General features: G+C 63.6%; 21 protein-coding genes and 2 pseudogenes. 8 read left to right on the forward strand and 15 right to left on the reverse strand.

All coding sequences use genetic code 11. The annotated features are described in order from the left end of the window. Positions 1-13 precede the first annotated feature (13 nt). The 3 genes and pseudogenes from GON09_RS25695 to GON09_RS25705 all read right to left on the reverse strand — a co-directional run bounded on the left by GON09_RS25695 (position 14) and on the right by GON09_RS25705 (position 2,929). Positions 14-1,124, reverse strand: a pseudogene (locus GON09_RS25695) (alcohol dehydrogenase catalytic domain-containing protein). Between the two features lie 89 nt (positions 1,125-1,213). Further along, positions 1,214-1,831: a cysteine hydrolase gene (locus GON09_RS25700; RefSeq protein ID WP_213934824.1), complete on the reverse strand. Its 618-nt coding sequence runs from the start codon at positions 1,829-1,831 to the stop codon at positions 1,214-1,216. Positions 1,832-1,855: 24 nt separating this feature from the next. After that, entirely contained in the window at positions 1,856-2,929 is a 1,074-nt protein-coding gene (locus GON09_RS25705; RefSeq protein ID WP_213934825.1) for an LLM class flavin-dependent oxidoreductase, read from the reverse strand. Between the two features lie 270 nt (positions 2,930-3,199). Between GON09_RS25705 and GON09_RS25710 the strand changes: the two genes are divergently transcribed. From GON09_RS25710 to GON09_RS25730, 5 genes are all read left to right on the forward strand, one after another. Further along, the gene (locus GON09_RS25710) at positions 3,200-3,940 is read left to right on the forward strand and encodes a GntR family transcriptional regulator (RefSeq protein ID WP_213934826.1); all 741 of its coding nucleotides are present in this window, start codon (positions 3,200-3,202) and stop codon (positions 3,938-3,940) included. A 380-nt stretch (positions 3,941-4,320) separates the two neighbouring features. After that, positions 4,321-5,697, forward strand: a complete 1,377-nt coding sequence (locus GON09_RS25715) for an MFS transporter (RefSeq protein WP_213935221.1) — start codon at positions 4,321-4,323, stop codon at positions 5,695-5,697. Between the two features lie 5 nt (positions 5,698-5,702). Continuing rightward, positions 5,703-7,610, forward strand: coding sequence for an FAD-dependent monooxygenase (locus GON09_RS25720; RefSeq protein WP_213934827.1), 1,908 nt, complete (start codon positions 5,703-5,705; stop codon positions 7,608-7,610). Continuing rightward, positions 7,607-8,476: an alpha/beta fold hydrolase gene (locus GON09_RS25725; RefSeq protein ID WP_213934828.1), complete on the forward strand. Its 870-nt coding sequence runs from the start codon at positions 7,607-7,609 to the stop codon at positions 8,474-8,476. Before GON09_RS25720 ends, GON09_RS25725 begins: the two co-directional genes overlap by 4 nt. 138 nt (positions 8,477-8,614) lie before the next feature. Continuing rightward, entirely contained in the window at positions 8,615-9,574 is a 960-nt protein-coding gene (locus tag GON09_RS25730) for a 3-carboxyethylcatechol 2,3-dioxygenase (RefSeq protein WP_213934829.1), read from the forward strand. A gap of 235 nt (positions 9,575-9,809) precedes the next feature. On the opposite strand, the gene catA is transcribed toward GON09_RS25730, so the two are convergent. The 4 genes from catA to GON09_RS25750 all read right to left on the reverse strand — a co-directional run bounded on the left by catA (position 9,810) and on the right by GON09_RS25750 (position 13,646). Then, positions 9,810-10,661, reverse strand: coding sequence for a catechol 1,2-dioxygenase (gene catA / locus GON09_RS25735; protein ID WP_213934830.1), 852 nt, complete (start codon positions 10,659-10,661; stop codon positions 9,810-9,812). A gap of 328 nt (positions 10,662-10,989) precedes the next feature. Continuing rightward, positions 10,990-11,526, reverse strand: coding sequence for a flavin reductase family protein (locus tag GON09_RS25740; protein ID WP_213934831.1), 537 nt, complete (start codon positions 11,524-11,526; stop codon positions 10,990-10,992). Positions 11,527-11,583: 57 nt separating this feature from the next. Next, positions 11,584-12,384 carry an alpha/beta fold hydrolase gene (locus GON09_RS25745; RefSeq protein WP_213934832.1) on the reverse strand — a complete coding sequence of 267 codons (801 nt, stop codon included), beginning with the start codon at positions 12,382-12,384 and terminating at the stop codon, positions 11,584-11,586. Then, positions 12,381-13,646: an LLM class flavin-dependent oxidoreductase gene (locus GON09_RS25750; RefSeq protein ID WP_213934833.1), complete on the reverse strand. Its 1,266-nt coding sequence runs from the start codon at positions 13,644-13,646 to the stop codon at positions 12,381-12,383. Before GON09_RS25750 ends, GON09_RS25745 begins: the two co-directional genes overlap by 4 nt. Positions 13,647-13,813: 167 nt before the next feature. On the opposite strand from GON09_RS25750, the gene GON09_RS25755 reads away from it, so the two are divergent. Next, complete coding sequence (locus tag GON09_RS25755; RefSeq protein ID WP_213934834.1) at positions 13,814-14,752, forward strand: LysR family transcriptional regulator; 939 nt, start codon at positions 13,814-13,816, stop codon at positions 14,750-14,752. A 275-nt stretch (positions 14,753-15,027) separates the two neighbouring features. Here GON09_RS25755 and GON09_RS25760 read toward each other — a convergent pair whose 3' ends face one another. The 4 genes from GON09_RS25760 to GON09_RS25775 all read right to left on the reverse strand — a co-directional run bounded on the left by GON09_RS25760 (position 15,028) and on the right by GON09_RS25775 (position 18,401). Beyond that, positions 15,028-15,264: a hypothetical protein gene (locus tag GON09_RS25760; RefSeq protein ID WP_213934835.1), complete on the reverse strand. Its 237-nt coding sequence runs from the start codon at positions 15,262-15,264 to the stop codon at positions 15,028-15,030. 249 nt (positions 15,265-15,513) lie between these two features. Then, the gene (locus GON09_RS25765; RefSeq protein ID WP_213934836.1) at positions 15,514-16,959 is read right to left on the reverse strand and encodes an NAD-dependent succinate-semialdehyde dehydrogenase; all 1,446 of its coding nucleotides are present in this window, start codon (positions 16,957-16,959) and stop codon (positions 15,514-15,516) included. Between the two features lie 130 nt (positions 16,960-17,089). Then, positions 17,090-17,959: an alpha/beta fold hydrolase gene (locus GON09_RS25770; RefSeq protein ID WP_213934837.1), complete on the reverse strand. Its 870-nt coding sequence runs from the start codon at positions 17,957-17,959 to the stop codon at positions 17,090-17,092. A gap of 34 nt (positions 17,960-17,993) precedes the next feature. Next, positions 17,994-18,401 (reverse strand): hypothetical protein, encoded by a 408-nt coding sequence (locus GON09_RS25775; RefSeq protein ID WP_213934838.1) that lies wholly within the window; start codon positions 18,399-18,401, stop codon positions 17,994-17,996. Between the two features lie 217 nt (positions 18,402-18,618). Between GON09_RS25775 and GON09_RS25780 the strand changes: the two genes are divergently transcribed. After that, complete coding sequence (locus tag GON09_RS25780; RefSeq protein ID WP_213934839.1) at positions 18,619-19,587, forward strand: LysR family transcriptional regulator; 969 nt, start codon at positions 18,619-18,621, stop codon at positions 19,585-19,587. A gap of 146 nt (positions 19,588-19,733) precedes the next feature. On the opposite strand, the gene GON09_RS25785 is transcribed toward GON09_RS25780, so the two are convergent. The 4 genes from GON09_RS25785 to GON09_RS25800 all read right to left on the reverse strand — a co-directional run bounded on the left by GON09_RS25785 (position 19,734) and on the right by GON09_RS25800 (position 24,014). Next, positions 19,734-20,831: a hypothetical protein gene (locus GON09_RS25785; protein WP_213934840.1), complete on the reverse strand. Its 1,098-nt coding sequence runs from the start codon at positions 20,829-20,831 to the stop codon at positions 19,734-19,736. Positions 20,832-21,492: 661 nt separating this feature from the next. Then, complete coding sequence (locus GON09_RS25790) at positions 21,493-21,666, reverse strand: hypothetical protein (protein WP_213934841.1); 174 nt, start codon at positions 21,664-21,666, stop codon at positions 21,493-21,495. A 575-nt stretch (positions 21,667-22,241) separates the two neighbouring features. Further along, positions 22,242-22,853: a hypothetical protein gene (locus GON09_RS25795; protein WP_213934842.1), complete on the reverse strand. Its 612-nt coding sequence runs from the start codon at positions 22,851-22,853 to the stop codon at positions 22,242-22,244. Between the two features lie 12 nt (positions 22,854-22,865). After that, positions 22,866-24,014, reverse strand: coding sequence for a zinc-dependent alcohol dehydrogenase (locus GON09_RS25800; RefSeq protein ID WP_213935222.1), 1,149 nt, complete (start codon positions 24,012-24,014; stop codon positions 22,866-22,868). A gap of 824 nt (positions 24,015-24,838) precedes the next feature. On the opposite strand from GON09_RS25800, the pseudogene GON09_RS25805 reads away from it, so the two are divergent. Continuing rightward, positions 24,839-25,201 (forward strand): annotated as a pseudogene (locus tag GON09_RS25805) (MFS transporter); the annotation flags it as partial. Positions 25,202-25,428 lie beyond the last annotated feature (227 nt).

The raw sequence follows: 25,428 nt of genomic DNA on the forward strand, positions 1-25,428 counted from the left end.
TTCTGCCATAACGTCAGGGAACGCTGATGAAGTTCGAAAAGCCACCGTGTCGGGCCGGCAGGTCGGCGAGTGCTTCGTTGATCTTCTCGAGCGGGAAGCTGTGGTGTTCGAGTGCCGAGAGGTCGAGGACGCCAGCGCCGGCAAGGTCGGCCATTGCTTGGGCTTCTGCGGTGGAGAACCACAGGCTGCCCAGGACGCTGATCTGCCGGCACATGAGCGAGAACATGTCGAGGGCAGGACGTTCCATCATGCCGCCGATGTCGACGGCGACCCCCCCCGCGGCGGAGGGTGGAAATTGCGTCGAGGAACGATTCGGCGGGTGCGCCGGGGCCGAGTGCGTCGATTACGGCGTCGACGCCTTCGCCGTTGTTGTGGTCGTGGGTCCAGGATCGCAGGTCGCCCGAACCGGCGGCGAACACGTGGATTCTGTCGGGTGCAATGGCGCGGACCTCGTCGAGCAGGTCGGCGTTTCGTCCGGTCCCGAAGATCCGGGAGGCACCGAGCGCGAGCGCGCTGAGACAGGTTCCAAGGCCGAGCGTGCCGGAGATGCCGTCGATGAGGACGGTCGAGCCGGGTCCGACGCCGGCCTTGCGCAGCGCCGCGTAACCGGTTCCGAGATACCCAAATCGGGCTCCTTCTTCGAAGCTGACCGAGTCGGGAAGCTTCACGAGGTTGCGTTGGGGGGCGGTGAGGTATTCGCTCAGGCCGCCGTAGGGGTAGGCGTCGAAGCGGTCCTGCCCGTTCGGTCCGAAGGCGAAATACCCCATGAAGGTATAGGAGTCGCAGTTCTGGTCCTGGCCTTGTCGGCATGCACGGCAGGCGCCGCAGGACAGGCCGGGGTTGACGTAGACCCGGTCGCCGACGGCGACGTCGGTGACATGACTGCCCACGGCGGCAACGACTCCGGAGGAGTCGAGTCCGAAGACCGCAGGGAGCTTCGGGAGCGGCAAGTAGGGAAACTATTCGTTGTAGGTGGCCAGGACGTTGCCGAGGTTGGGGACGACGTTGCAGGCCTTGACCTGGACGAGGACATCGGTGGGCCGCGGCTCGGGGATGGGGAGTTCCTCGATTTTCATCGGCTGGTTGATCTCGTGCAGGCGGGCAACGCGCATTGTCGCGGTCATGTGTGTGGTAACTCCTGTGGAAGGGGTGGTGCGGTGAGGCAGTTCGCGGGCATTTCGGGTGTGGGCCCGGTTGGGTGGGTGGAGCGGTGTCAGGCGGACTCGCCGACAGGAAGGTGCAAGGCCGTCTGTATGTCGGCGACGGTGGTGATCTCGGCGAGCAGACTCAGCGAGTTGATACTGGCTTCGTGGGCTTCGGTGGTCGCCGCCGAGCATGCGTCCGCTACGACGATGACGCGGTATCCGAGATCGCTTGCCACTCGGGCGGTTCCCTCGACGGAGGCGTTTGTCGCGACTCCGGTGAAGATGAGGGTGGTGATGCCCTTGCTGCGGAGCGTTGCGTCGAGTTCGGATTCTGCGAAGCCGCCGATGCGCTGATGGGTGATGACCAGGTCGTTGCTACGCGGGGTGAGTGCGTTGACGATGTCGGCCAGTTCGTTTCCCTCTTTGAGGCATCCGGATTGGGCCACGATTTGCAACAGTGGGGAGTTGGCCTCGAGATCGGAGAAGTCCGGCTTCCACGCGACTCGGGTGTAGACGACGGTGCCGCCGGCTTCGCGGATGGCGTCGTTGACGGCGGCTATCTGGTCGATGACGTTGCGTTCGATGATCTGCTGGTGGAAGAGGTCGGCGAAGGCGCCTGTTGGGCCGACGATGTCCCCTTGACAGTGAACGGCGACGGTGGCGGTGGTGCGGGGATCGAGTTCCATGTAGATCTCCTGGTGCGTTGGGTATTACGCGTGGGCGAGGATGGAGTGGCCGATGTTGTCGATGTCGCGTTCGGCGGTGAACGGGTTGGACAGGAACACCTGGAGGATGTCGACACCCGCTTCGCGCATCAGCGCCGCTTTTTCCCGAAGGTCTGCGGGCGAGCCGTACAGGCACCAGTAGTCGACGAGTTCCTTGGTGATGATCGGGCGGTGCCGGGGGTCGAGGCCACGCAGGTACTTCGCCCAGACGTCGAGGTAATGCGGTTGGTCCGGGGCTTTCGGGTCCCCGAGGTACTGCTGGGCGGCAGTGAGAGAGGCGTCGACGATCGAGTCACCGAGTTCGTCGCGGTGCTGGTCCATCAGTCCGGCGTTGGTGATGCATGAGCTGATCGGACCGGATCCGAAGCCGTGGGTGACACCGTCTTCCCAGGTTTCGCCGTTGCCGAGTTGGTAGAACCAGGACAGCGAGACGAGCTTGACCGAGCCGGGTGCTCGCCCGGCATCGGCAACGGCCTTGTCGAGGCGGCGGCGGATCAGCTTGATCATGTCGACGTTCGGTCCGAGACAGTAGACGACGGCGTCGGCGTATTTGGCTGCCTCGGCGAGGCCACGAGGCCCGCCGGCGGCGACCCAGATCGGGATGTGGTCGGTGACGTTGTAAAAGCCGTTGTCCTTGTCGAGGAATTCCACTTCTCGGGACTGTCCGAGCCAGTTGTGGGTGACCCGGCGGCCGGCCATCAGTTCCCGGGAGACCTCGATGGCGTGGGACAGTTCGGAGATCTTCGCGGTGCGGTTGCCCATGGAACGCAGCGCATTGTTGGCGGTACCGATACCGAGAAAGGTTCGACCTGGTGCTAGTGCGTTGAGGGTGGCCATGGAGTTCGCGGTGACCGGGGCGATGCGGGTCAACGGGTTGGTAACCATGGTGCCCAGGTGGATGGCGGTGGTCTGCTGCGAAGCTAGGGCGAGGAACTGGTACGGGTCCGAGAACAACAACGGGCCCTCACCGACGCCGAAGTGGGTGACGCCGAGATCCTCGGCCTGCTTCACCATCTCGACCTGATCGATCTTGGCGCAGGTGCCGATACAGAATTCCATGTTCGTCTCCTTGCGGGCGGCCCGGTGGTGTACTCGACTCGTCCCACCCGTGGCCGGGTGTGTGTCCGAGGGCCTCACTGAATGTGTGTATGCCTCCGGAATGGATTCCGCGATCGGTTACGGTGCCTGCCAATCGCGAACTGGAATGCTAGCGTTCCAGATGAACGTAGCTCACAGTGACCCGCACCACAAGTACTAGAATGCAAGATGCTGCCTTCAGCCTCCCAGCCACAACGGAGCCACTCGAGAAACGACGGAAAGCCTGAGCCGATGACCACGACCGATCCTGGCCCTACGGCAAGCACCGAGGCCGCCGCCCTTCTCACCCAGTTCCGCACCTCCGGGGCGCGCCTGTCCTCCGCGCTCTACGACATCCTCAAGACCCGATTACTCGAAGGCCGGTACGCAGCCGGCGAGAAGATCGTCGTCGAGTCGATTCGGCAGGAATTCGGGGTGAGCAAACAGCCGGTCATGGACGCCTTGCGCCGTCTCTCCAGCGACAAACTGGTCTACATCGTCCCCCAGGTCGGGTGCGAGGTCGTTTCCTACACCCCCCGCGAGGTCGAGGACTTCTACACCCTGTTCGGCGGTTTCGAAGGAGCCATCGCGGCGGTAGCGGCCGCACGGCGAACCGAGGCGCAGGTGCGGGAACTGGACCTGATCTCCGCACGCGTCGACGCGTTGATCGCCTCCCACGATCCCGAGGTCCGCGCACATGGATACCGCGTCCACAACCGGGAATTCCATGCCGCCATCCATGCGATGGCGCATTCACGGATCATGGAGGAGACCAGTCAGCGGATGTGGGACCTGTCGGATTTCCTGATCAACACCGCTGGCATCACCAACCCGCTCGCGAGCGCGCTCCCCGACCGCCAGCACGACCACCATGAGATCGCCGAGGCCATCCGCAACCGCGATGCAGCTGCGGCGCGCGAGGCGATGGAGCGCCATATCGTCGGCACGATCGCGGTCATCCGCGACGAATCGAGCGCTCAGCCACCGCGCTGACGGTGAGCCGACTCCCCATACCCGGTTCTGCGCGACCGGACAGGCGTACTCGTTCCGGCCGCGCCGACGGCGCTGCACCTTCACGCAGCGTCGCTTCACACTGATCGCCACCGGAGCGAAGAACTAACCCTCCGACAGAGACTTGCGTCACCATTCGCACCGGAGTAGCTTCGCAGCTAGACGTCTAGCATTCTAGTTACCTCCGCTGCTCCCTTTGCGGCAGCTCTCCTCTACATCCCAGACGAATCTCAGACGAAAGGCGCGGCCATGACGACCGCATCGCACCCCGCATTCTTCGGAGCACCAGCCTGCCCAACCCCTCGAATTGAGGAAACCACGCCGTGAGTGCCACACCGACTTCCACGACGAAGACCTCCCCTATGCGGGTTGCCCTGGCCAGCTTCGTAGGGACCACCGTCGAGTACTACGACTTCTTCATCTACGGCACCGCAGCCGCACTGGTCTTCCCCACCTTGTTCTTTCCCGATGTCTCACCCGCGATCGGAATCCTGTTGTCCTTCGCCACCTTCGGCGTCGGATTCCTCGCCCGACCCCTCGGAGGCATTGTCTTCGGCCACTTCGGTGACCGGGTCGGCCGCAAGCAGATGCTCGTCATCTCACTCGTCGGCATGGGCGCCGCCACCGTACTGATGGGACTGCTGCCCGGTTACGCCCAAATCGGCATCGCCGCCCCGATCCTGCTCACCCTCTTGCGCCTGGTTCAAGGCTTCGCCGTCGGCGGCGAATGGGGTGGCGCCACCTTGATGGCCGTCGAACACGCCCCCACCGCGAAGAAGGGATTCTTCGGGTCCTTCTCGCAAATGGGCGCTCCTGCCGGGACAAGCATCGCAACCCTGGCGTTCTTCGCCGCTTCCCAACTCCCGGACGAGCAGTTCCTCAGCTGGGGTTGGCGGCTGCCGTTCCTGTTCAGCGCGGTCCTGATCGTGATCGGGCTGTTCATCCGCCTGTCCCTGGCCGAAAGCCCCGACTTCGCCGAGGTGAAGGCACGAAGCGCCGTGGTGCGGATGCCGATTGCCGACGCCTTCCGCAAGCATTGGAAAGAAATCCTGCTCATCGCAGGTACCTACCTGTCCCAGGGAGTGTTTGCCTATATCTGCATGGCGTATCTCGTCTCCTACGGCACCACCGTCGCCGGCATCAGTCGCACCTTCGCCCTGGCCGGGGTATTCGTCGCCGGCGTCGTCGCGGTCGTCCTTTATCCGGTCTTCGGTGCCCTGTCGGACACCTTCGGTCGCAAGACCATGTACCTGCTCGGCGCGGTCACGATGGGAGTCGTGATCGGCCCGGCCTTCGCGTTGATCAACACCGGCAATCCATGGCTGTTCATGACGGCGCAAATCCTGGTCTTCGGTATCGCCATGGCCCCCGCTGCCGGGGTGACAGGGTCGCTGTTCACCATGGTCTTCGATGCGGACGTGCGCTACAGCGGCGTCTCGATCGGATACACCCTCTCCCAGGTCGCCGGTTCCGCGTTCGCTCCCACAATCGCGACCGCCTTGTACGCCTCCACCGGCACCAGCAACTCGATCGTGCTCTATCTACTGATCATCTCGGCGATCTCGATCGTCTCGGCGATCCTGCTGCCCGGTGGCTGGGGACGCAAGGGCGCTGCACATCAGCTGCTGCGCGACCAGAGCGCCTCCGCTCCGGATACCCCTGTTACCGAAACCTTTACGAATCCGACGCTTACAGATACGGACACCACCGCAGAGTCCCTACGAGTCCTCGACAAGTGAAGTGAATGATTGAGATGAGCAACCACGATTCCACCACCTACGACACCGACGTGGTCATCGTCGGCGTGGGCCCTGCCGGCGGCACGGCCGCGCTCGCCCTGGCCACCTACGGTGTGCGCGTCCACGCCGTCTCGATGTTCCCGTGGGTAGCGAACTCGCCCCGCGCGCACATCACCAATCAACGCGCCGTCGAAGTACTCCGCGATCTGGGCGTCGAAGACGAAGCCCGCAAATATGCCACCCCCTGGGACCAGATGGGCGACACACTGTTCACCACGAGTCTCGCCGGTGAAGAAATCGTCCGGATGCAAACATGGGGTACCGGAGCACGCTACGGCGACTACCTCGCGGGGAGCCCGTGCGCGATGCTCGACATCCCTCAACCCCTGATGGAACCGGTCCTGATCAAGAACGCTGCCGAACGCGGCGCGGTCATCAGCTTCAACACTGAATACCTCGACCACACCCAGGACGAGAACGGCGTGACCGTACGCTTCCGGGACGCACGCTCCGGTGTCGAGTTCACCCAGCGCGCCCGATTCCTGCTCGGCTTCGACGGCGCCCGCTCGAAGATCGCCGAACAGATCGGCCTACCCTTCGAAGGAGAACTTGCCCGCGCGGGCACCGCGTACATCCGATTCAACGCCGACCTGAGCAAGTACGTCGCCCACCGGCCGAGCATCCTGCACTGGATCTTCAACTCCAAGGCCGGCTTCGGAGAGATCGGCATGGGTCTGCTACGAGCGATCCGGCCGTGGGACCAGTGGATCGCCGGATGGGGCTTCGACATGGCACAGGGCGAACCCGATGTGTCCGATGATGTCGTGCTCGAACAGATCCGGACCCTCGTCGGCGACCCGCAGCTGAACATCGAGATCGTCTCCCGGTCCTTCTGGTACGTCAACCAACAATGGGCCGAGCACTATCAGTCCGGCAGAGTGTTCTGCGGTGGCGACGCCGTACACCGACACCCGCCGAGCAGCGGACTCGGATCGAACACCTCCATGCAGGACGCGTTCAATCTCGCCTGGAAGATCGCCTACGCCGTCAAGGGCTACGCAGGGACGGGACTACTCGAGTCCTACTCCCCCGAGCGTGTCCCCGTCGGCAGGCAGATCGTCGCGCGCGCCAACCAATCCCGCAAAGACTATGCGGGTCTGCGCGACTGGTTCGACCACGATAGCGACGACCCGGTCACCGCCGGCCTGGCGAAGCTCAAGGACCCTTCCCCCGAAGGGGTGGCGCTGCGAGAACGCCTGTACGAGGCACTCGAAGTCAAGAACACCGAGTTCAACGCTCAGGGCGTCGAACTCAACCAGCGTTACGTCTCGCCAGCGATAGTCCCCGATCCCGACGCCGGCCAGGAAGTGTGGGCACGCGATCGCGAACTGTATCTGCAGCCCAGCACCCGTCCCGGCGCCAAGCTGCCGCACGCCTGGCTGGTCGGCGCGGACGGCACCCGCATCTCCACCCTCGATGTCACCGGCAAAGGTCGGATGACCCTGCTCACCGGCATCGGCGGCCAGGCCTGGAAACGTGCCGCTACCAAACTGGATCTGCCGTTCCTGCGAACCGTGGTCATCGGCGAACCAGGAACCATCGACCCCTACGGCTACTGGCGACAGGTCCGCGAGATCGACGAGGCCGGTGCCCTGCTCGTACGCCCGGACGGCTACATCGCCTGGCGGCACGCGGCCCCGATGTGGGACGACAGCAAAGCCCTCACCAACCTCGAGAGCGCACTGACCGCGATCCTCGACCGTGCACCCCACGAGAACCAGGTCGCCGTGGCCGGTAACGAGCCGCAGTACAGCACCCAGGGCGTGCCGATCGTCGTCCCCCACATCACCGCCGAGGACGCCACCCCGGACCCCGCCATCAGCACCACAACAATCGAGGGAGCACACTCATGACCCGCCCGTACACCAGCGTCTGGGACGACCTGAATCAGGTCGAGTTCAGCCAGGGATTCATCCAGGCCGGCCCCTATCGCACCCGCTACCTGCACGCAGGCGATGCATCCAAGCCCGCACTGATCCTGCTGCACGGCATCACCGGCCATGCCGAAGCCTACGTCCGCAACCTGCGTTCGCACGCCGAACATTTCAACGTGTGGGCAATCGACTTCATCGGCCACGGCTATTCGTCCAAGCCCGATCACCCCCTCGAGATCAAGCACTACATCGACCACGTCCTGCACTTCCTCGACGCCATCAGCGTCGAGAAGGCATCCTTCTCCGGCGAGTCGCTCGGCGGGTGGGTCACCGCCCAGTTCGCGCATGACCACCCGGACAAAGTCGAGCGGATCGTGCTCAACACCATGGGCGGCACCATGGCCAACCCGCAGGTGATGGAACGCCTCTACACCCTGTCGATGGAGGCGGCGAAGGACCCGAGCTGGGAGCGGGTCAAAGCACGCCTCGAATGGCTCATGGCCGACCCGACCATGGTCACCGACGACCTCATCCGCACCCGACAGGCCATCTTCCAGCAGCCCGACTGGCTCAAGGCGTGCGAGATGAACATGGCCCTGCAGGACCTCGACACCCGCAGGCGGAACATGATTACCGACGCCACCCTCGAAGGCATCACCGTGCCGGCGATGGTGCTGTGGACCACCAAGGACCCCTCCGGTCCGGTCGATGAAGCCAAGCGCATCGCCTCCCACATCCCAGGAGCCAGGCTCGTGATCATGGAGAACTGCGGCCATTGGCCCCAGTACGAAGACCCCGACACCTTCAACAAGCTGCACCTGGACTTCCTCCTCAATCGCAACTGACCTAAAACCCGGGCGGCGCCGCCCCCCTGCATCCCCCTGGCGGCGCCGGCCGGACCCCACCTACCCCGGCACACCTCTTCCGCTCTCGTCCGCGCGCTCCGGGCCGAGGCCGTCGAGCAGCAGCAAGGAGACCCCGCGATGCCTGTAGCGCTGTGCGCGATGTCGCATTCCCCCCTGATGGGCCGCAACGACCCCTCCCGAGAAGTCATCGAAGCCGTCGACGCCGCGTTCGACAACGCGCGCCGGTTCATCGCCGACTTCGCCCCCGATCTGATCATCATCTTCGCCCCCGACCACTACAACGGGGTCTTCTACGACCTGCTGCCGCCGTTCTGCATCGGTGCCGCCGCCCAGTCCGTCGGCGATTACGGCACCGAAGCCGGCCCCCTCGACGTCGACCGGGACGCTGCCTATGCCATCGCCCGCGAAGTGCTCGCCAGCGGCATCGATACCGCGTTCTCCGAACGCATGCACGTCGACCACGGTTTCGCGCAGGCATTGCAGTTGCTGGTCGGGTCGATCACGGCCGTGCCGACTGTGCCGATCTTCATCAACTCCGTCGCCGAACCGCTCGGCCCGGTCAGCCGGGTACGTCTGCTCGGCGAAGCGGTCGGCCGAGTTGCAAAGAATCTGGACAAGCGCGTGCTGTTGATCGGATCCGGAGGACTCTCCCACGACCCGCCGGTGCCACAATTTGCCACTGCACCCGAACCGGTTCGTGAACGGCTGATCGACGGCCGCAATCCCAGCGACGCCGAACGCCAGGCCCGTGAACAACGAGTCATCAACGCTGGACGAGACTTCGCCGCCGGCACCGCCACCATTCAACCGTTGAACCCCGCCTGGGACCGACACCTGCTCGAAGTGCTGTCATCCGGAGAACTCGAACAGATCGACAACTGGACCAACGGCTGGTTCGTCGAGCAAGCCGGTCATTCCTCCCACGAAGTACGCACCTGGATCGCCGCCTACGCTGCGCTCGGCGCTGCCGGCCGGTACCGCGTCTCGTCGAGCTTCTACCGCGAAATCCCAGAGTGGATCGCAGGATTCGCTATCACAACCGGCGTCACCATTTCCGAACCTGTAACCCAGGCATGATGCCACGCGGCAACACTCAGGCGGCTTTGGTCACCGACGCCAATCGACGTGTCGGAGCAGCTATCACACGGACACTGGCCGTCGCCGACCACGGCGTCGTCATCCATGCAAACCGCACTCATGACGCAGCGACGGCTTTACCAGTGAAATCACCTTCGGCTCAACGGATCCATCGATTCCCCGACAGGCCTACAACATCGTTCGCAGGACCATCAGGCCGTGCCCGTGGTCCGGATCACGATTCCGGGTCGAGCACGAAGTTGTAGGTCACCTCGGCGATGCCGTCGGCGTTGGGCTGCGGATCCAGGATGAGCTCGGGCTTGACCGCTGTCGCGACGTCGTCCTCGACCCACTCGCCGCCCTGGAAGTACAGCTGGGTGGTGATGGCGCGCTTGCCGGGAGCCTTCACCATCAGGTGCAGGTGCGCGGGACGCCACGGGTGTCCGCCGTAGGACTTGATGAACCAGCCGGTCGGGCCGTCGGACGGGATCTGATAGGGAGCCGGCTTGAGCGTGGTGATCTCGAAGTTGCCGTTCTCGTCCACCTCGACGGTGCCGCGCAGGTTCCACTCGGGGATACCGGGGGCGAACTGCGAGTAGAAGCCCTCTTCGTCCGCGTGCCACAGCTCGACGGTGGCGCCGGGCAGACCGTTGCCCTCGAGGTCGGTGACCTGGCCCTTGAAGACCAGCGGCGGGGCGACCTTGTCCTTCTCGCGCATCGGCATGGTGCACTTCGACGGGAGCTTGGGGCTGTCCGGGACGTAGTAGGGGCCTTCGATGGAGCCCTTGGTGCCGGTGAAGCCCTTGCGGTTGTAGTGCACCTTCTCGATCTCGTGCTCGAGGAAGACGTCGAGCCACAGCGGCCACTCGCCGTATTCACCCACGTCGATGAGCCACTGCTTGAGCACGCGGTACTCGTCGTAGGTCACCTGGTGCTTGTCGACGATGCCGGCGAGAGCGTCCAGCAGGTCCTTGTAGATCGCCGACGCGCGCTCGACCGAGGTGTCGGACGTGACCCGCTCGGACTTGAACTTGTCGGTCGCAGCGTTGCCGGACCCGTGGGCGGTGGGGTTCTCCATGGTGGTCATGGCTCTCCTCGTGAGGGACTGAACTATCGGAAAGTGTGGGGTTTCGATCCGCCCGAGGTGGCGAGGACGGAACGCCGACGAACTGCGTTCCTGGACGGGGAACCATCCGCCCGTCATGGTGGACGAAGGCGAGAACTTCGTCGGATCGACTGCAGCACATCGGAACTGATTTCCTTGGTCGGCACTCGACATCGATCTCATGCTCGCAGTGGTGTGCGCTGTGACGGGACGTGTGCGGGCGCTGGTACCGGTAGGTCAGGGAGGGTCCCTGAAGATACGGGGCGCGTCATCATGGGTGGTAGGCACCGGATGTCGAACGAAAGGGTTCCTACGTCGGTGTGTCGCTACTGTGCAAGTGGGACGTCTGTCCGCGGTAATACACCAGCGGCCGGTTGTCACTGAAGTCGACATGGGTGACGCGGCCGATCATGCCGAGATGGTCACCGGCTTCGAAAACCCGGTCCTGTTCGCACAGCATCGTGCTCACCGCTCCCTGGATGGTGGGGATGCCGTGGTGGTACTCCCATTCGCCGACCTCGAACTTGGCTCCGTCGATTCGGGCGAAGCCGTGGCAGACCTCGGCCTGATCCTCGGCGAGGACGTTGATGCAAAAGCGTTGGCTGCAGCGTAATTTGGCGAACGTCGACGAGCCGGAGAAGGCGAAGAATGCGACCAGGGGCGGATCGAGGGAAACCGAAGTCAGCGATCCGATGGTCATCCCGATCGGTTCCTCGTCGCAGAGGGCGGTAACGACCGCAACCGAAGTGGGTACGCGGCCCATGGCCCGGCGGATCGTTGCCGCATCCACCGCCTGGTCATCGTCCTGTCGGATATCGCATGGGGGAGGTTGCACGGCTGTGGTCATAGTCGGCCTCCTGGCGTCTCGGGGACCCGGTCGAGATGACATCGGTGTCTGCTCGGGTCAGAGGAGGAATTTGTCGACGGTTTCGCGGGTTTCGTCGAGTTTTTCCACCTGGGGAATGTGGCCACAATTCTCGATGATGGTCACGGTGCTGTCGGTGATGAGATTGTGGAACTGTTCGGCATAGATCGCGGAGACGAGCCGGTCGTCGCGGCCCCACACGATCAGTGTCGGTGCGGTGATGCGGTGCAGTCGATGACGCAGACCGCGGTCGGGGATGGGCCAGGCGAACTTGCCGGTGCACCCGAAGGCCCACACCATCGCCGCGGCGGCAGCCTGTTGCTGTTCGATGTCGTCGGATGGTGCGAGCATCGCCTGTGCTGCGGGAGCGGAGGGATCGTGGAACAGCAATGCCGGCAACTGCTCGGGTGGTGTGGCGATCCAGTTCGCGGTCGGGGCGGCTTCGCTCCACAACCCGATCGGATCGAGCAGAATCAGCTTGTCCGGCAACGCCGGGAAGGCGGCGGCGAGTTCGGCTGCGAGCATGCCTCCGAAGGACTGACCGACCACGACGGGGCGGTCGAGCCCGAGGGCGCGGATGAGTTCCTCGTAGGCCAGCACCATGTCGCTGAGGGTGTCGATGGTGTGGATTGCGTACGGATTGCCTTCGCTGGTCCCGGGGAACTCCGGGGCGTAGACGGTGTATCGCGAGGCCAAATGGGACAGGAACGGATCCCAGGCCAGGCCGGCGGCGGGGTGCAAGTACAGCAGCGGCGTTCCGGCGCCGGCGATCTTGACGGTGATGCTCAATCGACCGCCCCAGACGTCGATGGTCTGTTCGGTGATGGTGGGGGTGCTCATCGGGTGTTCGCTCCTGCCTTCGTGGCGGTCGTGTAGGAGGTGGGGGTGCCGCCGAGCCGACGCGGCCACCAGTGATGCTGATGATCGGTCTCGGTCCACAGGGTGCGTAGTCGCGGCAGGACCTCCTCGGCGAAGAGTTGGATGTTCTTCATCACCAGGTGGCGAGGCAGGGAGCCGAAGCCCAGCATGGCGTGGAGGTTGCCGATGCCGTATTCGCGGCAGAAGTCGAGCAGTTGTTCGGCGACGGTATCGGGGCTGCCGACCACGACAACCCCGGCGTCGACCAGATCGTGGAAGGTGGCGGTGCGCATACGGTGGTACAGGCCGAAGTCGCCGGGATCCTTGATCAGGGCCTTGACGCCGTTGATGTCGATCGCCCCGGGCAGGCCGAGTTTTTCGATCGGGATCGATCCCAGTCCTTTACGGAAGGCGTATTCCGCGTGCCGGCCGTACTCGATCTCGGCGCGTTCGTCGGTTTCGGACACGGCGACGGTCTGCAAGAACCCGATACGGTAGGGGTTACGAGCCACCCCGGCCTCGTCGGCCTGTTCCCACATGCGGTCGAAGATGCGTTTGCCGGTCAGCTTGGCACCGAACCAGCTCAGATAGTTGAAGCCGAATCCGCGATCGAAACACATCCGCATGGTGCGCGGGTTACCGATCCCGGTGATCCATGTCGGGACGTTCTCCTGCAGCGGGCGGGGCCACATGTTCACCATCGGATACTGGGAGTAGCGGCCGTTCCACGCGAACGGTTCCTGCTCGCGCCAGGCACGCAGCACCAGTTCGAGGTTCTCATCGAAGCGGGGACGGACCTCGATGGGCGGCACACCGTTGTTGATATTGGCGTCGTAACTCAAGCCCACGGTCAGACCGGCCACCAGGCGACCGCCGCTCATCACGTCGATCATCGCGTACTCTTCAGCGGCACGCAGCGGCTCGCGGGCTTTGCCCAACGACCGGCCCATCGGGTAGATCGCCACGTCGAGTCCCTCGGCCTCGGTCATGTAGGCAAGTGCACTCGAGATCAGATCCGGATTCGGAATCATGTCGTAGCTGCTCTGGCCATGTTCGGTGATCGCGACTCCGTCGAAACCGCTACGCGCCCCGAGCATCAGCTCGTCCATGAAGTCCCGAATCGACGAGTACATCCCGTCCCGGGTCACCAGCGAATACGGAATGCTGCACACCGACTCGTACTTGCTCTCGAAGTCATCGGGCAGGTACCGGTAGGGCGCCTGTAGGAACAGGTTGACCTTCACGTGTTCTCCTTCGCCAAGGGGGCAACTGGCTTCGAAGCAAGGAATGCTTCTCACGCCCGAATGGTGTGATCCACTTCACTCCGAAGGCTATGGCTGTCTCATCTAGATGTCTAACACTTGTTTTGTTGGTCATTGAGACTTGAGATATCTGAATGCGAGAATGACGTATGGAGTTGCGTCACATGAAGTACTTCACCGCCGTTGTCGAGGAGGGCAGCTTCACCCGGGCGGCCACGCGGTTGTCCATGGCCCAGTCACCGCTCTCGCATCAGATCCGCGCACTCGAGCGAGAGATCGGCGTGCAGTTGCTCGAACGCACCACCCGCTCGATCGCGCTGACCGAGGCAGGGCGGGTGTTCTACGACCGTTGCGTCGCCATGCTCGACGCCGCCGAGGACGCCGCGGAGTCCGCGCGCAAAGCCGATCGCGGAGAAATGGGTGCACTGTCATTGGGCTTCACCGGATCGGCCACCTACGACCTGATGCCCAATCTGGTGCGCGCCTACCGTGAACGCAATCCCCTCGTCGAGCTGACTCTGCGCAGCGAGATGCTCACCCCCGCCCAGGTCGACGCCCTACTCGACGGCACCTTGTCCGTCGGCTTGCTACGTCCTCCGGTGAAAAGTCCAGGGATTGTGGTCGAGCTTCTGCGCCACGAAGCGTTGCTGGTGGCTTTGCCCGTGCAACATCCCCGTGCCACCGCTACCACCCTCGACCTTCGTGATCTCGCTGAGGAAGCCTTCATCGGCTACTGTCCGTCGACCCTGCACGACACCTTGATCACCGCCTGCGAACAGGTAGGCTTCGCCCCCGACATCCGCCAACAGGTAGCCGAAACCTCCACTCTGATCGCACTTGTCGCTGCCGGCCTCGGCGTCGCACTCGTACCGGAATCGGTACGCCATCTGCGCATGAATGGAGTCACTTATCGGCCATTGAGGACCCCCCGCGTGTCTGTACCCCTGGCATTGGCCTACCGCGAAGATGCCATCGGACCGCTCATCCGCCGCTATCTCGACACCGTGCGAACCGTCCTGCGAAGCAAGAAACTCCTCGATCCGAGCCCCCACCCGGAGACATTCGGTCAGTACATCGACACGATCTGAATTCGCCAGTCGCACGCCTGCAGTGGATCTCAAGAGACTACGCGAACCTTGAAGGTGTTCATCCGCGCGCCTGCCGTACCTCCAGTTCCGGAGGAACCGGCCCTATTCGCCGCCAGTCAGGTCGTCGATGGTCATCCTGGACACGGCGATGCTGTCGAATGCCGTCGCCACCGCAGGGCTGACCCATCCACTACGAGGCATCCCCTCGAGAACTCGCACATTCATCAGCACTACGGAATTCAAGCCAGTCCACACTTCGTACCACCAGCCCCACCTCACACACTCGTTCGGTCGGGCGAACACTTGCGGCGCCCGCGAACAGCGAACTGGACCCGTTTGACGTCGACCACCGTGAATCCGCGGTCGTCGAGGACAGTGACCTCGTTGGGTTGGCTGCTACCGAAGGATGGCGCCTCCTGTTCGGTGCCCGCGGCGGACACACCGCACTGTTCGCGAATAGCACGGGCGAACAACTCGTCGAGGTCGATATCGAGCACCAGCGCGGGCCGCATCACCGAGTATCTGCTGCGCACTCCGATGCCGACGGGTTCGCGGCCGCGATCACGTCGAGTTGGCCGGCGATGTTAACGTGCAGGGTAACGCACTGCGCTCGAACCACGTCGATGTCGGGGTGGGGCGCAGACCGAAAGCGAAGCCGTATTCAGTACGGGCACAACGTTTTCTGCGTGTCCATCAGATTCGTCTGATGATGACTCCTTGCACGAGCCGGCAACACTTCCGGACCCCTCTGTCGCAGGTGATCAGCGTGCGATGTACTTCGTGTCGAGGTACTCGTCGATACCTTCGACGGATCCTTCCCGACCGAATCCGGATTCCTTCACTCCTCCGAAGGGTGCAGCCGCGTCGGCGATGATGCCTCGGTTGATCCCAACCATTCCGGTCTCGAGTGCGTTGGCGACTCGGGAGGCTCGGTCGAGATTCTGGGTGTAGAAGTACGCAGCGAGGCCGTATTCGGTGTTGTTCGCCGCCGTGATCGCTTCGTCCTCCGTGTCGAAGGTGGTGATCGCGGCTACCGGGCCGAAGATCTCCTCACGCAGCAGACGCGCGTCGGGACTCACGTGGTCGAGAACTGTCGGGGCGTAGAACGTTCCCGGGCCGTCGGGACGGACGCCGCCCGCGCGGATGCGTGCACCCTTCGCGACGGCGTCTTTGACCAGAGCCTCGACGGTGGCGCACTGTTTCGCCGTGATCAGTGGTCCGATGTCGGTTCCCGCTTCGAGACCGTGTCCCGTGCACAATGCACCGATTCGTGCCGTGAACTTCTCGGTGAACTCTTCTGCGACGCTACGTGCGACGTGGAATCGGTTGGCTGCTGTACATGCTTGGCCGCCGTTGCGGAATTTTGCTGCCATCGCGCCGTCGACCGCTGCATCGACGTCGGCGTCGTCGAAGACGAGGAAGGGGGCATTGCCTCCGAGTTCCATCGACGTTCGCAGGAGACGGTCCGCTGATTGGCGAACCAGCAGCTTCCCGACGCCGGTGGATCCGGTGAACGTGATCTTGCGCAGATCAGCACTGTCGATCAGTGGTGCGGTCAGTGCTGCGGCATCGGAGGTGGGCAGAATCGACAGCACACCGGCGGGCAGACCCGCATCTGCGAAGATTTGGCCGACGAGCAGCATCGTCAGGGGCGTTTCGGCCGCTGGTTTGACGATGATCGGACAGCCGGCCGCCAGTGCTGGACCGATCTTGCGCGTGGCCATGGCCAGCGGAAAGTTCCAGGGGGTGATGGCCAGTACCGGCCCTACCGGTTCCCTGGTGACGACAATGGTGCCGGTTCCCGATGGGGACGGTGAGATTCGCCCGCTGATACGGGTGGCTTCCTCAGCAAACCAGTGCAGGAATGACGCGCCGTATTCGATCTCCGCATACGCTTCGTGGAGCGGTTTGCCCATCTCGAGGGTAATGGTGCGCGCGAAGTCATCTGCCCGCTGGTGAATGAGTTCGAATGCGGTGCGCAGGATTTCGCCGCGTCGACGAGACGGGGTCCGCGCCCAGTCCCCTTGCACGGTGGTGGCGTGTGCGAGAGCTCGGAGTCCGTCGTCGGGCGCAGCGTCGGCGACATGCGCAATCGCGGCACCGGTCGCGGGATCCTCCACGGGGAAGGTGTTGCCGGTAGACGAATCGACGAGCTTTCCACCGATCCAGAGTTGGGTCGGGACGCCCGCGGGGAGAGTGTGGGTCATGGCTCCTGCCGAGTGTGTGGAAGTTCAACGCCGCACCGACCAATCGGCACCAAAAGGGCACCGAAAGCGATTCCGTCGCCCGGGCGTGGCCACCGTCAGTCAGCGACCACACCCAAGCGAGCGTCGGATACTAGCTGGTAGTGACTGCCTTGCCGGCCTTGTCCTGAAGGACTTCGAGAGCCCGGATGAGGTAACCACGGAAGACAGCGTGGTTTTCACTCATCGGGAAGTGGCCGATCTCCTTCATCTCGATGAACTCGGCGTTCGGGATCTGCGCCGCGGTGCGTGCACTGTCCTCAGGGGTGGTGAGGTAGTCGTAGTCGCCGGTCAGCATCACGACCGGGCACCGGTCACCGTCGATGTCTGCAAGCTTTCCGCGCAGGTCGTGATCGACCGAGTAGAAGTGCAGGTCACCGCGGAAGGACTCGGAGCCCTGGCTGTAGTAGAACCACGTCTTCCAGCGGTCGGCCTCCGGCGACTGCGGGGCCATGAGGTCCCATACGCCGCTGGCGCAGACCTGTGCTGCGTTGGCATGGGGGTGCTGCCACCAGTCGAGGTAGAAGCCGGGCGAGTAGTCGGCACCCTCGACGGGAATGACGCCGGCGAAGCGGTCGGGGTGACGAAGCGCAAGCTGCAGTGCGATATTCCCACCGAACGAGGAGCCCATGAAGATGGGGTTCTCGAGTTCGAGCGCATCGCACAGCGCCACGATGAAGTTGGCGAAGTGGTCCGCAGAAAGCTTGTACTCCTCGGTCCACCATTCGGTGTTCTCCGGCGGATCCGACTTGCCGTGCCGCGGCAGGTCGTAGGCAATGACACGGTAGTTCTCGGTGATCTCCTCGTCTTCCAGGAGACCGCGCCACTGGTGGTTGTGGCATCCGGCGGTGTGCTGGCACACGAGGGGTTGCCCGGTGCCGTTCTCGAGGTAGAAGACCTTGTACAGCAATCCGTCGACGTCCACGTCGACGTAGTGGCCGGTGACCGGGGAAATCTTGCTCATGAATGTTCCTTACGGCTCAAGGGGTGAGAGAGGTTCAGACCGGGACGCCCACGGAGCGCAGAAGCTCGATCTGGCGGGTAATACACCGCAGGTTCTGCATCAGCACCAGAATGTCGCCTTCGAGCTTCATATCGCGCTGGAAGCTCGCGGCCCAGATGCCGTGGTACATCGGGGCGGGCACCGAGACGCCGAAGTTACGCCAGGTGTCCGCGCTGGCACGGAGCGCGAACTGGTACGGCACATCCAGCGGCCCGGGGTCGATCGCGATGTCCACCACGTTGCCGCGGCTCATCTGGATGACGAACGTGTGGTCGGTCATGTCGAGCAGGTAGGAGCAGGTGAAGTACTTGCCGTGCGCCTGGATCTCGGGGTCGGTGTTGTTCGCCTCGGTGAACGAGGCAGCCCAGTCGGCCGTGTCGAGGGCACGCGTAGTGACGGTCATATGGGATTCCTTCGATGAGGGAGACAGCGAGGCCGAGTGCGAGCACTCGCTCCGGTATGCCGACCAGAATCCGAGAAGTGCTGCAATCCCGGATGCCGCGCCGGCCATGACAGCCATCACACCCCCTACCCGTCGGGTGCGTCCAATACCTATCCAGCCCGGATCGATAGGCAACGACTACTGGTCTCCTCCGGTGGCATTGTCTAACCTCGGAACCATGCAACCCCAGCTCGACCTGCGACTTCTGTCCTATTTCGTGGCAGTTGCCGAAGAGCTGCACTTCGGGCGCGCAGCCGCTCGACTGCACATCGCCCAACCCTCACTGAGCGTGCAGATCCGCAAGCTCGAGCAGAACCTCGGCGCAGTGCTACTACTGCGCAGCAGCAGACACGTCGAACTGACCCCCGCCGGCCAGATCCTGCTCGACGAAAGCCGCCGGCTACTTGCGAACGCCGAACGAGCGATCAACCTCACCCGCGAGGCCGCCCACGGCATCAGTACCCGCAAACTGGTCATCGGCTTCCAAGGCAACGCAGCTGCCGAGCTCACACCCCATATCCTCAGCACATTCCAGTCCCTGCATCCAGACATCCAGGTCCAGATGCACTCCTACGACTTCTCCGATCCATATGTCGGGTTGGCCGACGGATCCTCCGATGTAGCCTTCGTCCGGCCCCCGCTGCTGATGCAGGACTGGCTGGGCATGGAAACCCTGTTCGTCGAACCCCGCGTGATGGTCGTGTCAGCCAATCACCCGCTCGCCCAGTTACCCGAGGTGAGCGTCCAACAAGTCACCAACGAGTTCTTCGTCGCACGGAAAGCACCCGAGAACTGGCGAAACTACTGGCTGGCCACAGAGTCACGACAAGGCGAACCCGTCCGGGTCGGCGCAGACGTCGCCACAGTCGACGAATGCTTCGAAGCGATCCTCGCCGAGCGCGGCGTCGCATTCTCGCAAGCATCGACACAACGCTTCTACAGCAGACCAAGCCTGGCATTCGTACCGGTGACCGACATCCCACCCACCGCCCTGTCCATCGCCTGGCGTACCGATGTCGCATCGAAGGCCGTGCGCGATTTCATCGACACAGCACATGCCGTGGCCTCACTCCACACCGTGCCCGGGGCGTGGTCCACCCGGCCTCACGACTCCCTCACCGATGTTGCTCACCGCACGACAGGCTGACTTCACCTGAGCCGTCGAGCCAGCGTTTCGGTCAAGATAGTGCCTTCTCGCAAGCTCGGTGCTCGATGCGCGAGACCTGGACCCACCGTGAATCCCCACCGGTCCTTCTTCGAGGCTCCCTCCGCCACCGGATTCGCCGAATACGACTACTCCGCCTCGTTCGACGGCTGTCGCGTCTCCTCGAGGCGTTGCCGCTGCCGGACCCCGTATGCCGCCTCTCTGACGGCGGCGTCGTCCTCGAGACCCGACCCGAGGGCCCCACCGATGGTCGCGATGGACGCCAGCAGCCAGGCGAGCGTGAGGTAGTCGGAAAAATTCACCCCGTGCCCGAGAATGCGGGACAGCAGTTCCGAGGGAAGAGTCAGACACGCGGTGAACAGCAGCAGGCCGAACAGGGCCACGTGGAGGACGATCACGCCGATAACCAAGGTGACTATGGTCGCGGTGTTGTACAGCACCGAGCGATTACGCTCCTCCGGCGACTTCGGCCGTTCCCACAGTTCGTGTTCGATGATCAGCCAGAGAATCATCGCCACGATCGACAGGACCGTCACCGCACTCATACGCCATGGGCCCATGGTGTCGGCGAACAACCAGATCGTGTTGGTGGCCAGCGCGATCGCACCCGTGGCAAAGGCCCCGACAAGCACCTTCGACAGTCCGGTGACCAGTCGCCACGGCCGATTCGCCCGCACCATCCCCGACAGCAGCCGCAGTCGCCGCAATCCCGAGGGCGCCAAGTACCGGAGACCATCCTCAGTCTGCACACACGGGAACCGTCGCGCCGCGCCAGGGGGCATGAGTTCCGGTTCACCGAGAACGCGGGCGATCGCGAGTTCGGTGACGGTGCGCACGCGGCGCTCGATGTCGATACCACCCACTCCGGCGACCGAGATGAGCGCGAATTTGTGGTCTGCACTGACGTCCGCCACCACCGGCAGGGTGTCTTCGCGGCGCGGCAGATCGGTGAGGTACACGACGATGTCTTCCTGTTCGGAGGACGGATCGACCGTATCGATGACATCTGCGAAATCCGCTTGCTCATCGGGGAGGTAGGGTTCGTTACGCACGTACGTCGTCCACTGGCGCTCGAGGCGGCCAGAATTGCGCAGGCGTTCCGGCAGGTCCTCCGCAATACGTTCGGCGAGCGCCGCTGGTTCGCCCGGATCCGCGATCAGCAACACCGAAACCTGCTCACCCCCGGTGCCGGAGCGCGATCCCTGCACGTGCTCGTTCGCCGTCACCGTCCTTGCGTACCCGATCGAAATGCCTGCAAACTCCAAGCAGGGAGATGCGTGTCGCATCGCAGCGCAGCCACGACGTCGGCTGCCCCCAGACAAACCCGCCAGATTTCTGCGATTCGAAATCTCCATCAAGAATCCTGGGCAAGGGCCGACGTTGCTGTGGGCGAGTGACGGCAGGACTCACCGGACACCGACATATGAGGTTGTACCCGGCACTGTCACGTGCACGTACGGGTGCACGCGGACATCCGGTCGCGGAGCAGTCGGGGTTCCGACTGGGTCAGCGTGTCACCGATTCGTATTACTTGGCGTAGTGCGGCCGCAGTGAGCTCCCTCAGTAATCACGAGATGCGCATGGCGCGGCACCTTGCGGCGATACACTATGAAAGATTTGCTCGCACAAAGGAACTGATCCAGATCAACATCGAAGATCTCGACCTGGCCGATCCGAGTCACCTATTTGTTACCGGCGAGCAGGTGAGCCACCCGCGAAATTGCCTGTTCGGATGACACGCCGTAACACTCTGATCTCGTGACCGATACACAAGCCGTGGCCCGATGACCCCCGCTATTGTCGGGCCACGCCTGGGCGCCCCCGCTCCTCTCCCCTGCAGGAACGGGGGCGGTCGGCTATATACACGGCTCGGCTCCCGCCGCAGTGTTATCCGAGGCCGCGGCGATCCATCTCCGCCCGACAGTCCTTGATCGAGTGGGCAATCTCCTCGAGTGTGGCGTCGTCGGCGTCCTCATCGGCGGCCGTAAGCAGCGCAGCGCGCAATCCGAGCAAATGAGCAGAGAGCTCGTCGTCATCCAGATCTCGCGGTGAGATGTCCACCGGTCGAGCATGATCGTGTGACACACATGTTTCAAGGGCTAATGGCTATCCCCGGTGCCGGAGTGCCCTACGCCAGGCAGAGCCCTCCGGCCGCGCCCTCACCAGGGTTCAGGACTCCAGAACAACCCGGACCCACCCACAGGGCGTACGCCAGGCCTTGCCGATGCCCAGATCCCGCGCCCCTGCCGTCGCGGAAATCTGTCCGCGACACTCCGTCCGCGACCGGTCTCGGATCAACGCCCAATCCCTCACTGAAAACACCTATCCCCATCTGTCCCGGGGCCTCGTTTCCAAGCGTCGTATGGCCTCATTTCGAGCGTCGCCGACAGGTGGTGGCCGCCCGGCCCGCCGCACTGTGCATATCCTCGGGCGTACCCTCCGACCGCAGTTTCACCCATCCACTGCCGACGAGCAGACCTACGACCGGGTGCCTCCGCCACCGGTCCCTTTTCAGACCGAAGATCGCTTCGAAACTGCGCCTGTGCACGAGCGGCCACCGCCGCCGAGTATGTTGCACCCTCCATATATACGCACAAGTGCGAGGCCGACACGATCGACTTCGGCAATGGAAACGTTCATGATGTGGCGCTGTCCCTCCCGGCATGCATCCGCGCACCACGCAGGGCCACAGCTGCAACTGCCCCGACCCCGAGAATCCACGGTCCGCCCACGACAAGCGGATCCATCCACTGATGAGCGGTGTCGACGCGCCGCCCTCCGAGGCGCGAGCGGACCCCTGCGTGCGTGAACTCGCTTCGGATGCCGGTCTCGGTGATCGGATTGTCCGGACGCCGGGATACGAACGACGCCAGGTGGGATTCGACGGCGTCGATCCGGTCGGCACCGAGGAGCAGCAGCCAGTGCGCAGCGCGTCCTTCACTGAATCGGCGATAAGCGTACTTGCGGACGATTCCCGACAGTCCCTTCGGTGGGCAAGAGGTGCCGAACACCGGGGTCAGAAAGGCATGTTCGACCGAGCGTTCGCGGGGCCAGTTCTCTTCCTGCCGGTCGGGGAAGTCCCAATGGGCTCCCGTGATTTCCGGCGCGAAACGCTCCTTCGGCACAGCCGGCCGGTCCTTCGGATCGAGGTCAACTCCCCATCCCGGTATCCGGGCTCGTAGATCGTCGGGGTTCCTACGCGATGGGGGGCTTGCGGTATATGCGGCCGGTGTCGACGACTTCGTCATCACACAGTCCTTTCATGCAGCGGCCGGCACGATGACCGGCTTGATGCACTCGTCGAGTTTCGCGGAGAAGATGTGATAACCCTCGGCAATGTGCTCCAGCGGAATCCTGTGCGTGACAATATCATTAGGCTTGATCACACCGTTCCGAATGTGCTCGAACAAGCGTGGCCACTGGCGGTGCACCGGGCACTGGTTCATCCGCAACGTCAGCCCTTTGTTCATCGCGTCCCCGAATTTCACGGCGCTGAACATCGGCCCGTAAGCTCCCATCACCGAGATCGTCCCACCTTTGCGGACCGAATCGATGGCCCAGTTCAACGCGATGGGTGACCCACCCTGCAACTTGAGTTTGGCCGAAGTCACATGCTGTAGGAGATTGCCGTCGGCTTCGGCGCCGACAGCGTCGATGGCCACGTCGGCCCCGAGATAATCGGTGGCCTTCTTCATCTGCACGACGATATCGTCGTACTCACCGAAGTTGTAGGTCTCGGCGTGCGCGAAAGTGCGCGCCTTCTCAAGCCTGTATTCGAGATGGTCGATGACGATCACCCGTCCGGCACCCATGAACCACGAACATTTCGCGGCGTACAACCCCACCGGGCCGGCGCCGAACACCACCACAGTGTCACCCTCGACGATGTCACCGAGTTGCGCCCCAAAGTATCCGGTCGCGAGTGCGTCGGTGCACAGCAGCGCGTCCTCCTCATCCATCCAATCCGGGATCTTTTCAGGCCCGACGTCGGCGAACGGCACACGTACGAACTCTGCCTGTCCGCCGTCGTATCCGCCGCATGTGTGCGAGTACCCGTAGATCCCCCCGACCGCGGTGGCGTTGGGATTGACGTTGTGGCAATTCGAATACAGGCCACGCGTACAGAAATAGCACGAGCCGCAGTAGATGTTGAACGGCACCATCACCCGGTCGCCGGGTTGCACGTTGCGGACGGACGGCCCGACTTCGTGCACCACCCCGATGAACTCGTGACCGAAGGTCATGCCGACCCGCGTGTCGGGCATCATGCCGTGATAGAGATGCAGGTCCGACCCGCAGATCGCCGCCCGCTGTACCCGCACAATCGCATCGTTGGGATGCTCGATGCGCGGAATGTCCTTTTCTTCTACCCGGACCTTGTACGGTCCTCGGTATACCATCGCCTTCAACGTGCCTCCCAGGGTCGGAGTTGACCTCGTTCTCGGACGCGTACCCGCTTCGGCTTCACCCGAAGCATGTTTCCGCCCTCCGGACGGCCCCCGGCCGTCACCTAACCAATCGGACTCCAGAAGTGCCCGGCAAACAAGACGAATAGGAACCGAATTCGGCCCGCAACAGGAGCCCTGCGACATCACCGATGGTACGCGGGTGCGCGGTCGCGACAGCGCCGGGTGGGCAGTAGTCCACAGTTGCGGTCGACAATCCCCGCCGGAGCTCGACCACACGTATCCATGTCCACTACACCGAACTGTCACCCTCGAACGCACCGAGCGCACCACCCAGCTCGACGGAACTCACGCAGTCACGCTCGAAACACTCTCTATCAGTGAGTTCAAACCCCGACTACACCACCGTCGCCGTACGCCTGTGTGGCATCTGGGACGAGGTGCTTCGCGCGGGCACCTTCGCTGTCATCAGCAACTTTGTTGATCCAGAGAAGTCCACTCGCGTCCTCGCACTTGACACACCACGTCCGCGACCTCGCTGAGTCCGCACTGCACCTGATCGATTCCCGAGGAGTACTTGGTCACGGTACCCACCATCGGAGCGGGCTTCGAATCCACGCTCACAGCCATGGGGATCGCGCAGCCCTCCGACGCGGTCAAACATGGATGGCGTAGGACCCCATAACGCAAAGGTCGTTCAGAGGGCCCTGCGCACGGCCGATAGCAATCCTCTTCGCCGAAGTGCCCTCTCCGGTTCCTCTCCTGCTACCGCAGGCGACGGCAAGCGCCCCTCCGCCTGGAAGGCCCTGACCACCAACCGCGACCTCATGCTGCTCTCCCTCGCCGGATTCGGATGGTCCTGGGGCACATACGGATTCGTCACCTGGCCCAACGCCCTGCTCATCAAGGGACGTGATGTCTCCGGCATCACCGCCGGGTTCATCGTGGCGATCTTCGCGGGCGTAGCGGTCGTCAGCAAACCACTCACCGGAATGCTCGGCGACCGGATAGGCAGTGCCCGAAAGCCAGCGATCGTCATTCTCGCGCTATTCGCCGTCATCCTGATCTTCTTCGGCACGCTGGACAACGTCCCCGCGCTCCTCATCGCAGCACCCATCCTCGGTCTGGCGGGTTACGGATACCTGCCCCTGATCGTTGCGACGATTCCCCGCCTGGTCTCGAGCCAGGTCACCGGTACCGGCGCCGGCGCGTCCAACGCCTTCTGGCAGATCCCCAGCACCCTCGCCCCCTCGCGAGCGGCGCGGTCTTCTCGGCCACCGGCCGTTCCTGGCAGCTTTCGCGGCCCTCGCCGTCGGACCGATGATCGGCGCAGTCATCCTGTACTTCGTCGACGAGAACGGCGGAAAGATCACCGCCGCCGACCCGGAACCGGAAACTCCCGACACCACCACATCCT

The sequence above is a fragment of the Rhodococcus sp. B50 genome (assembly GCF_013602415.1).
GTDB lineage: Bacteria > Actinomycetota > Actinomycetes > Mycobacteriales > Mycobacteriaceae > Rhodococcus.

Coding starts and splice junctions, on each gene's coding strand:
- GON09_RS25760 (WP_213934835.1), bottom strand. CDS start 15,264: ATGCGGCCCGCGCTGGTGCTCGATATCGACCTCGACGAGTTGTTCGCC.
- GON09_RS25705 (WP_213934825.1), bottom strand. CDS start 2,929: ATGGAATTCTGTATCGGCACCTGCGCCAAGATCGATCAGGTCGAGATG.
- GON09_RS25745 (WP_213934832.1), bottom strand. CDS start 12,384: ATGAGCACCCCCACCATCACCGAACAGACCATCGACGTCTGGGGCGGT.
- GON09_RS25700 (WP_213934824.1), bottom strand. CDS start 1,831: ATGGAACTCGATCCCCGCACCACCGCCACCGTCGCCGTTCACTGTCAA.
- GON09_RS25795 (WP_213934842.1), bottom strand. CDS start 22,853: ATGACGAAGTCGTCGACACCGGCCGCATATACCGCAAGCCCCCCATCG.
- GON09_RS25770 (WP_213934837.1), bottom strand. CDS start 17,959: ATGAGCAAGATTTCCCCGGTCACCGGCCACTACGTCGACGTGGACGTC.
- GON09_RS25725 (WP_213934828.1), top strand. CDS start 7,607: ATGACCCGCCCGTACACCAGCGTCTGGGACGACCTGAATCAGGTCGAG.
- GON09_RS25775 (WP_213934838.1), bottom strand. CDS start 18,401: ATGACCGTCACTACGCGTGCCCTCGACACGGCCGACTGGGCTGCCTCG.
- GON09_RS25710 (WP_213934826.1), top strand. CDS start 3,200: ATGACCACGACCGATCCTGGCCCTACGGCAAGCACCGAGGCCGCCGCC.
- GON09_RS25730 (WP_213934829.1), top strand. CDS start 8,615: ATGCCTGTAGCGCTGTGCGCGATGTCGCATTCCCCCCTGATGGGCCGC.
- GON09_RS25740 (WP_213934831.1), bottom strand. CDS start 11,526: ATGACCACAGCCGTGCAACCTCCCCCATGCGATATCCGACAGGACGAT.
- GON09_RS25780 (WP_213934839.1), top strand. CDS start 18,619: ATGCAACCCCAGCTCGACCTGCGACTTCTGTCCTATTTCGTGGCAGTT.
- GON09_RS25765 (WP_213934836.1), bottom strand. CDS start 16,959: ATGACCCACACTCTCCCCGCGGGCGTCCCGACCCAACTCTGGATCGGT.
- GON09_RS25720 (WP_213934827.1), top strand. CDS start 5,703: ATGATTGAGATGAGCAACCACGATTCCACCACCTACGACACCGACGTG.
- GON09_RS25715 (WP_213935221.1), top strand. CDS start 4,321: ATGCGGGTTGCCCTGGCCAGCTTCGTAGGGACCACCGTCGAGTACTAC.
- GON09_RS25755 (WP_213934834.1), top strand. CDS start 13,814: ATGGAGTTGCGTCACATGAAGTACTTCACCGCCGTTGTCGAGGAGGGC.
- catA (WP_213934830.1), bottom strand. CDS start 10,661: ATGACCACCATGGAGAACCCCACCGCCCACGGGTCCGGCAACGCTGCG.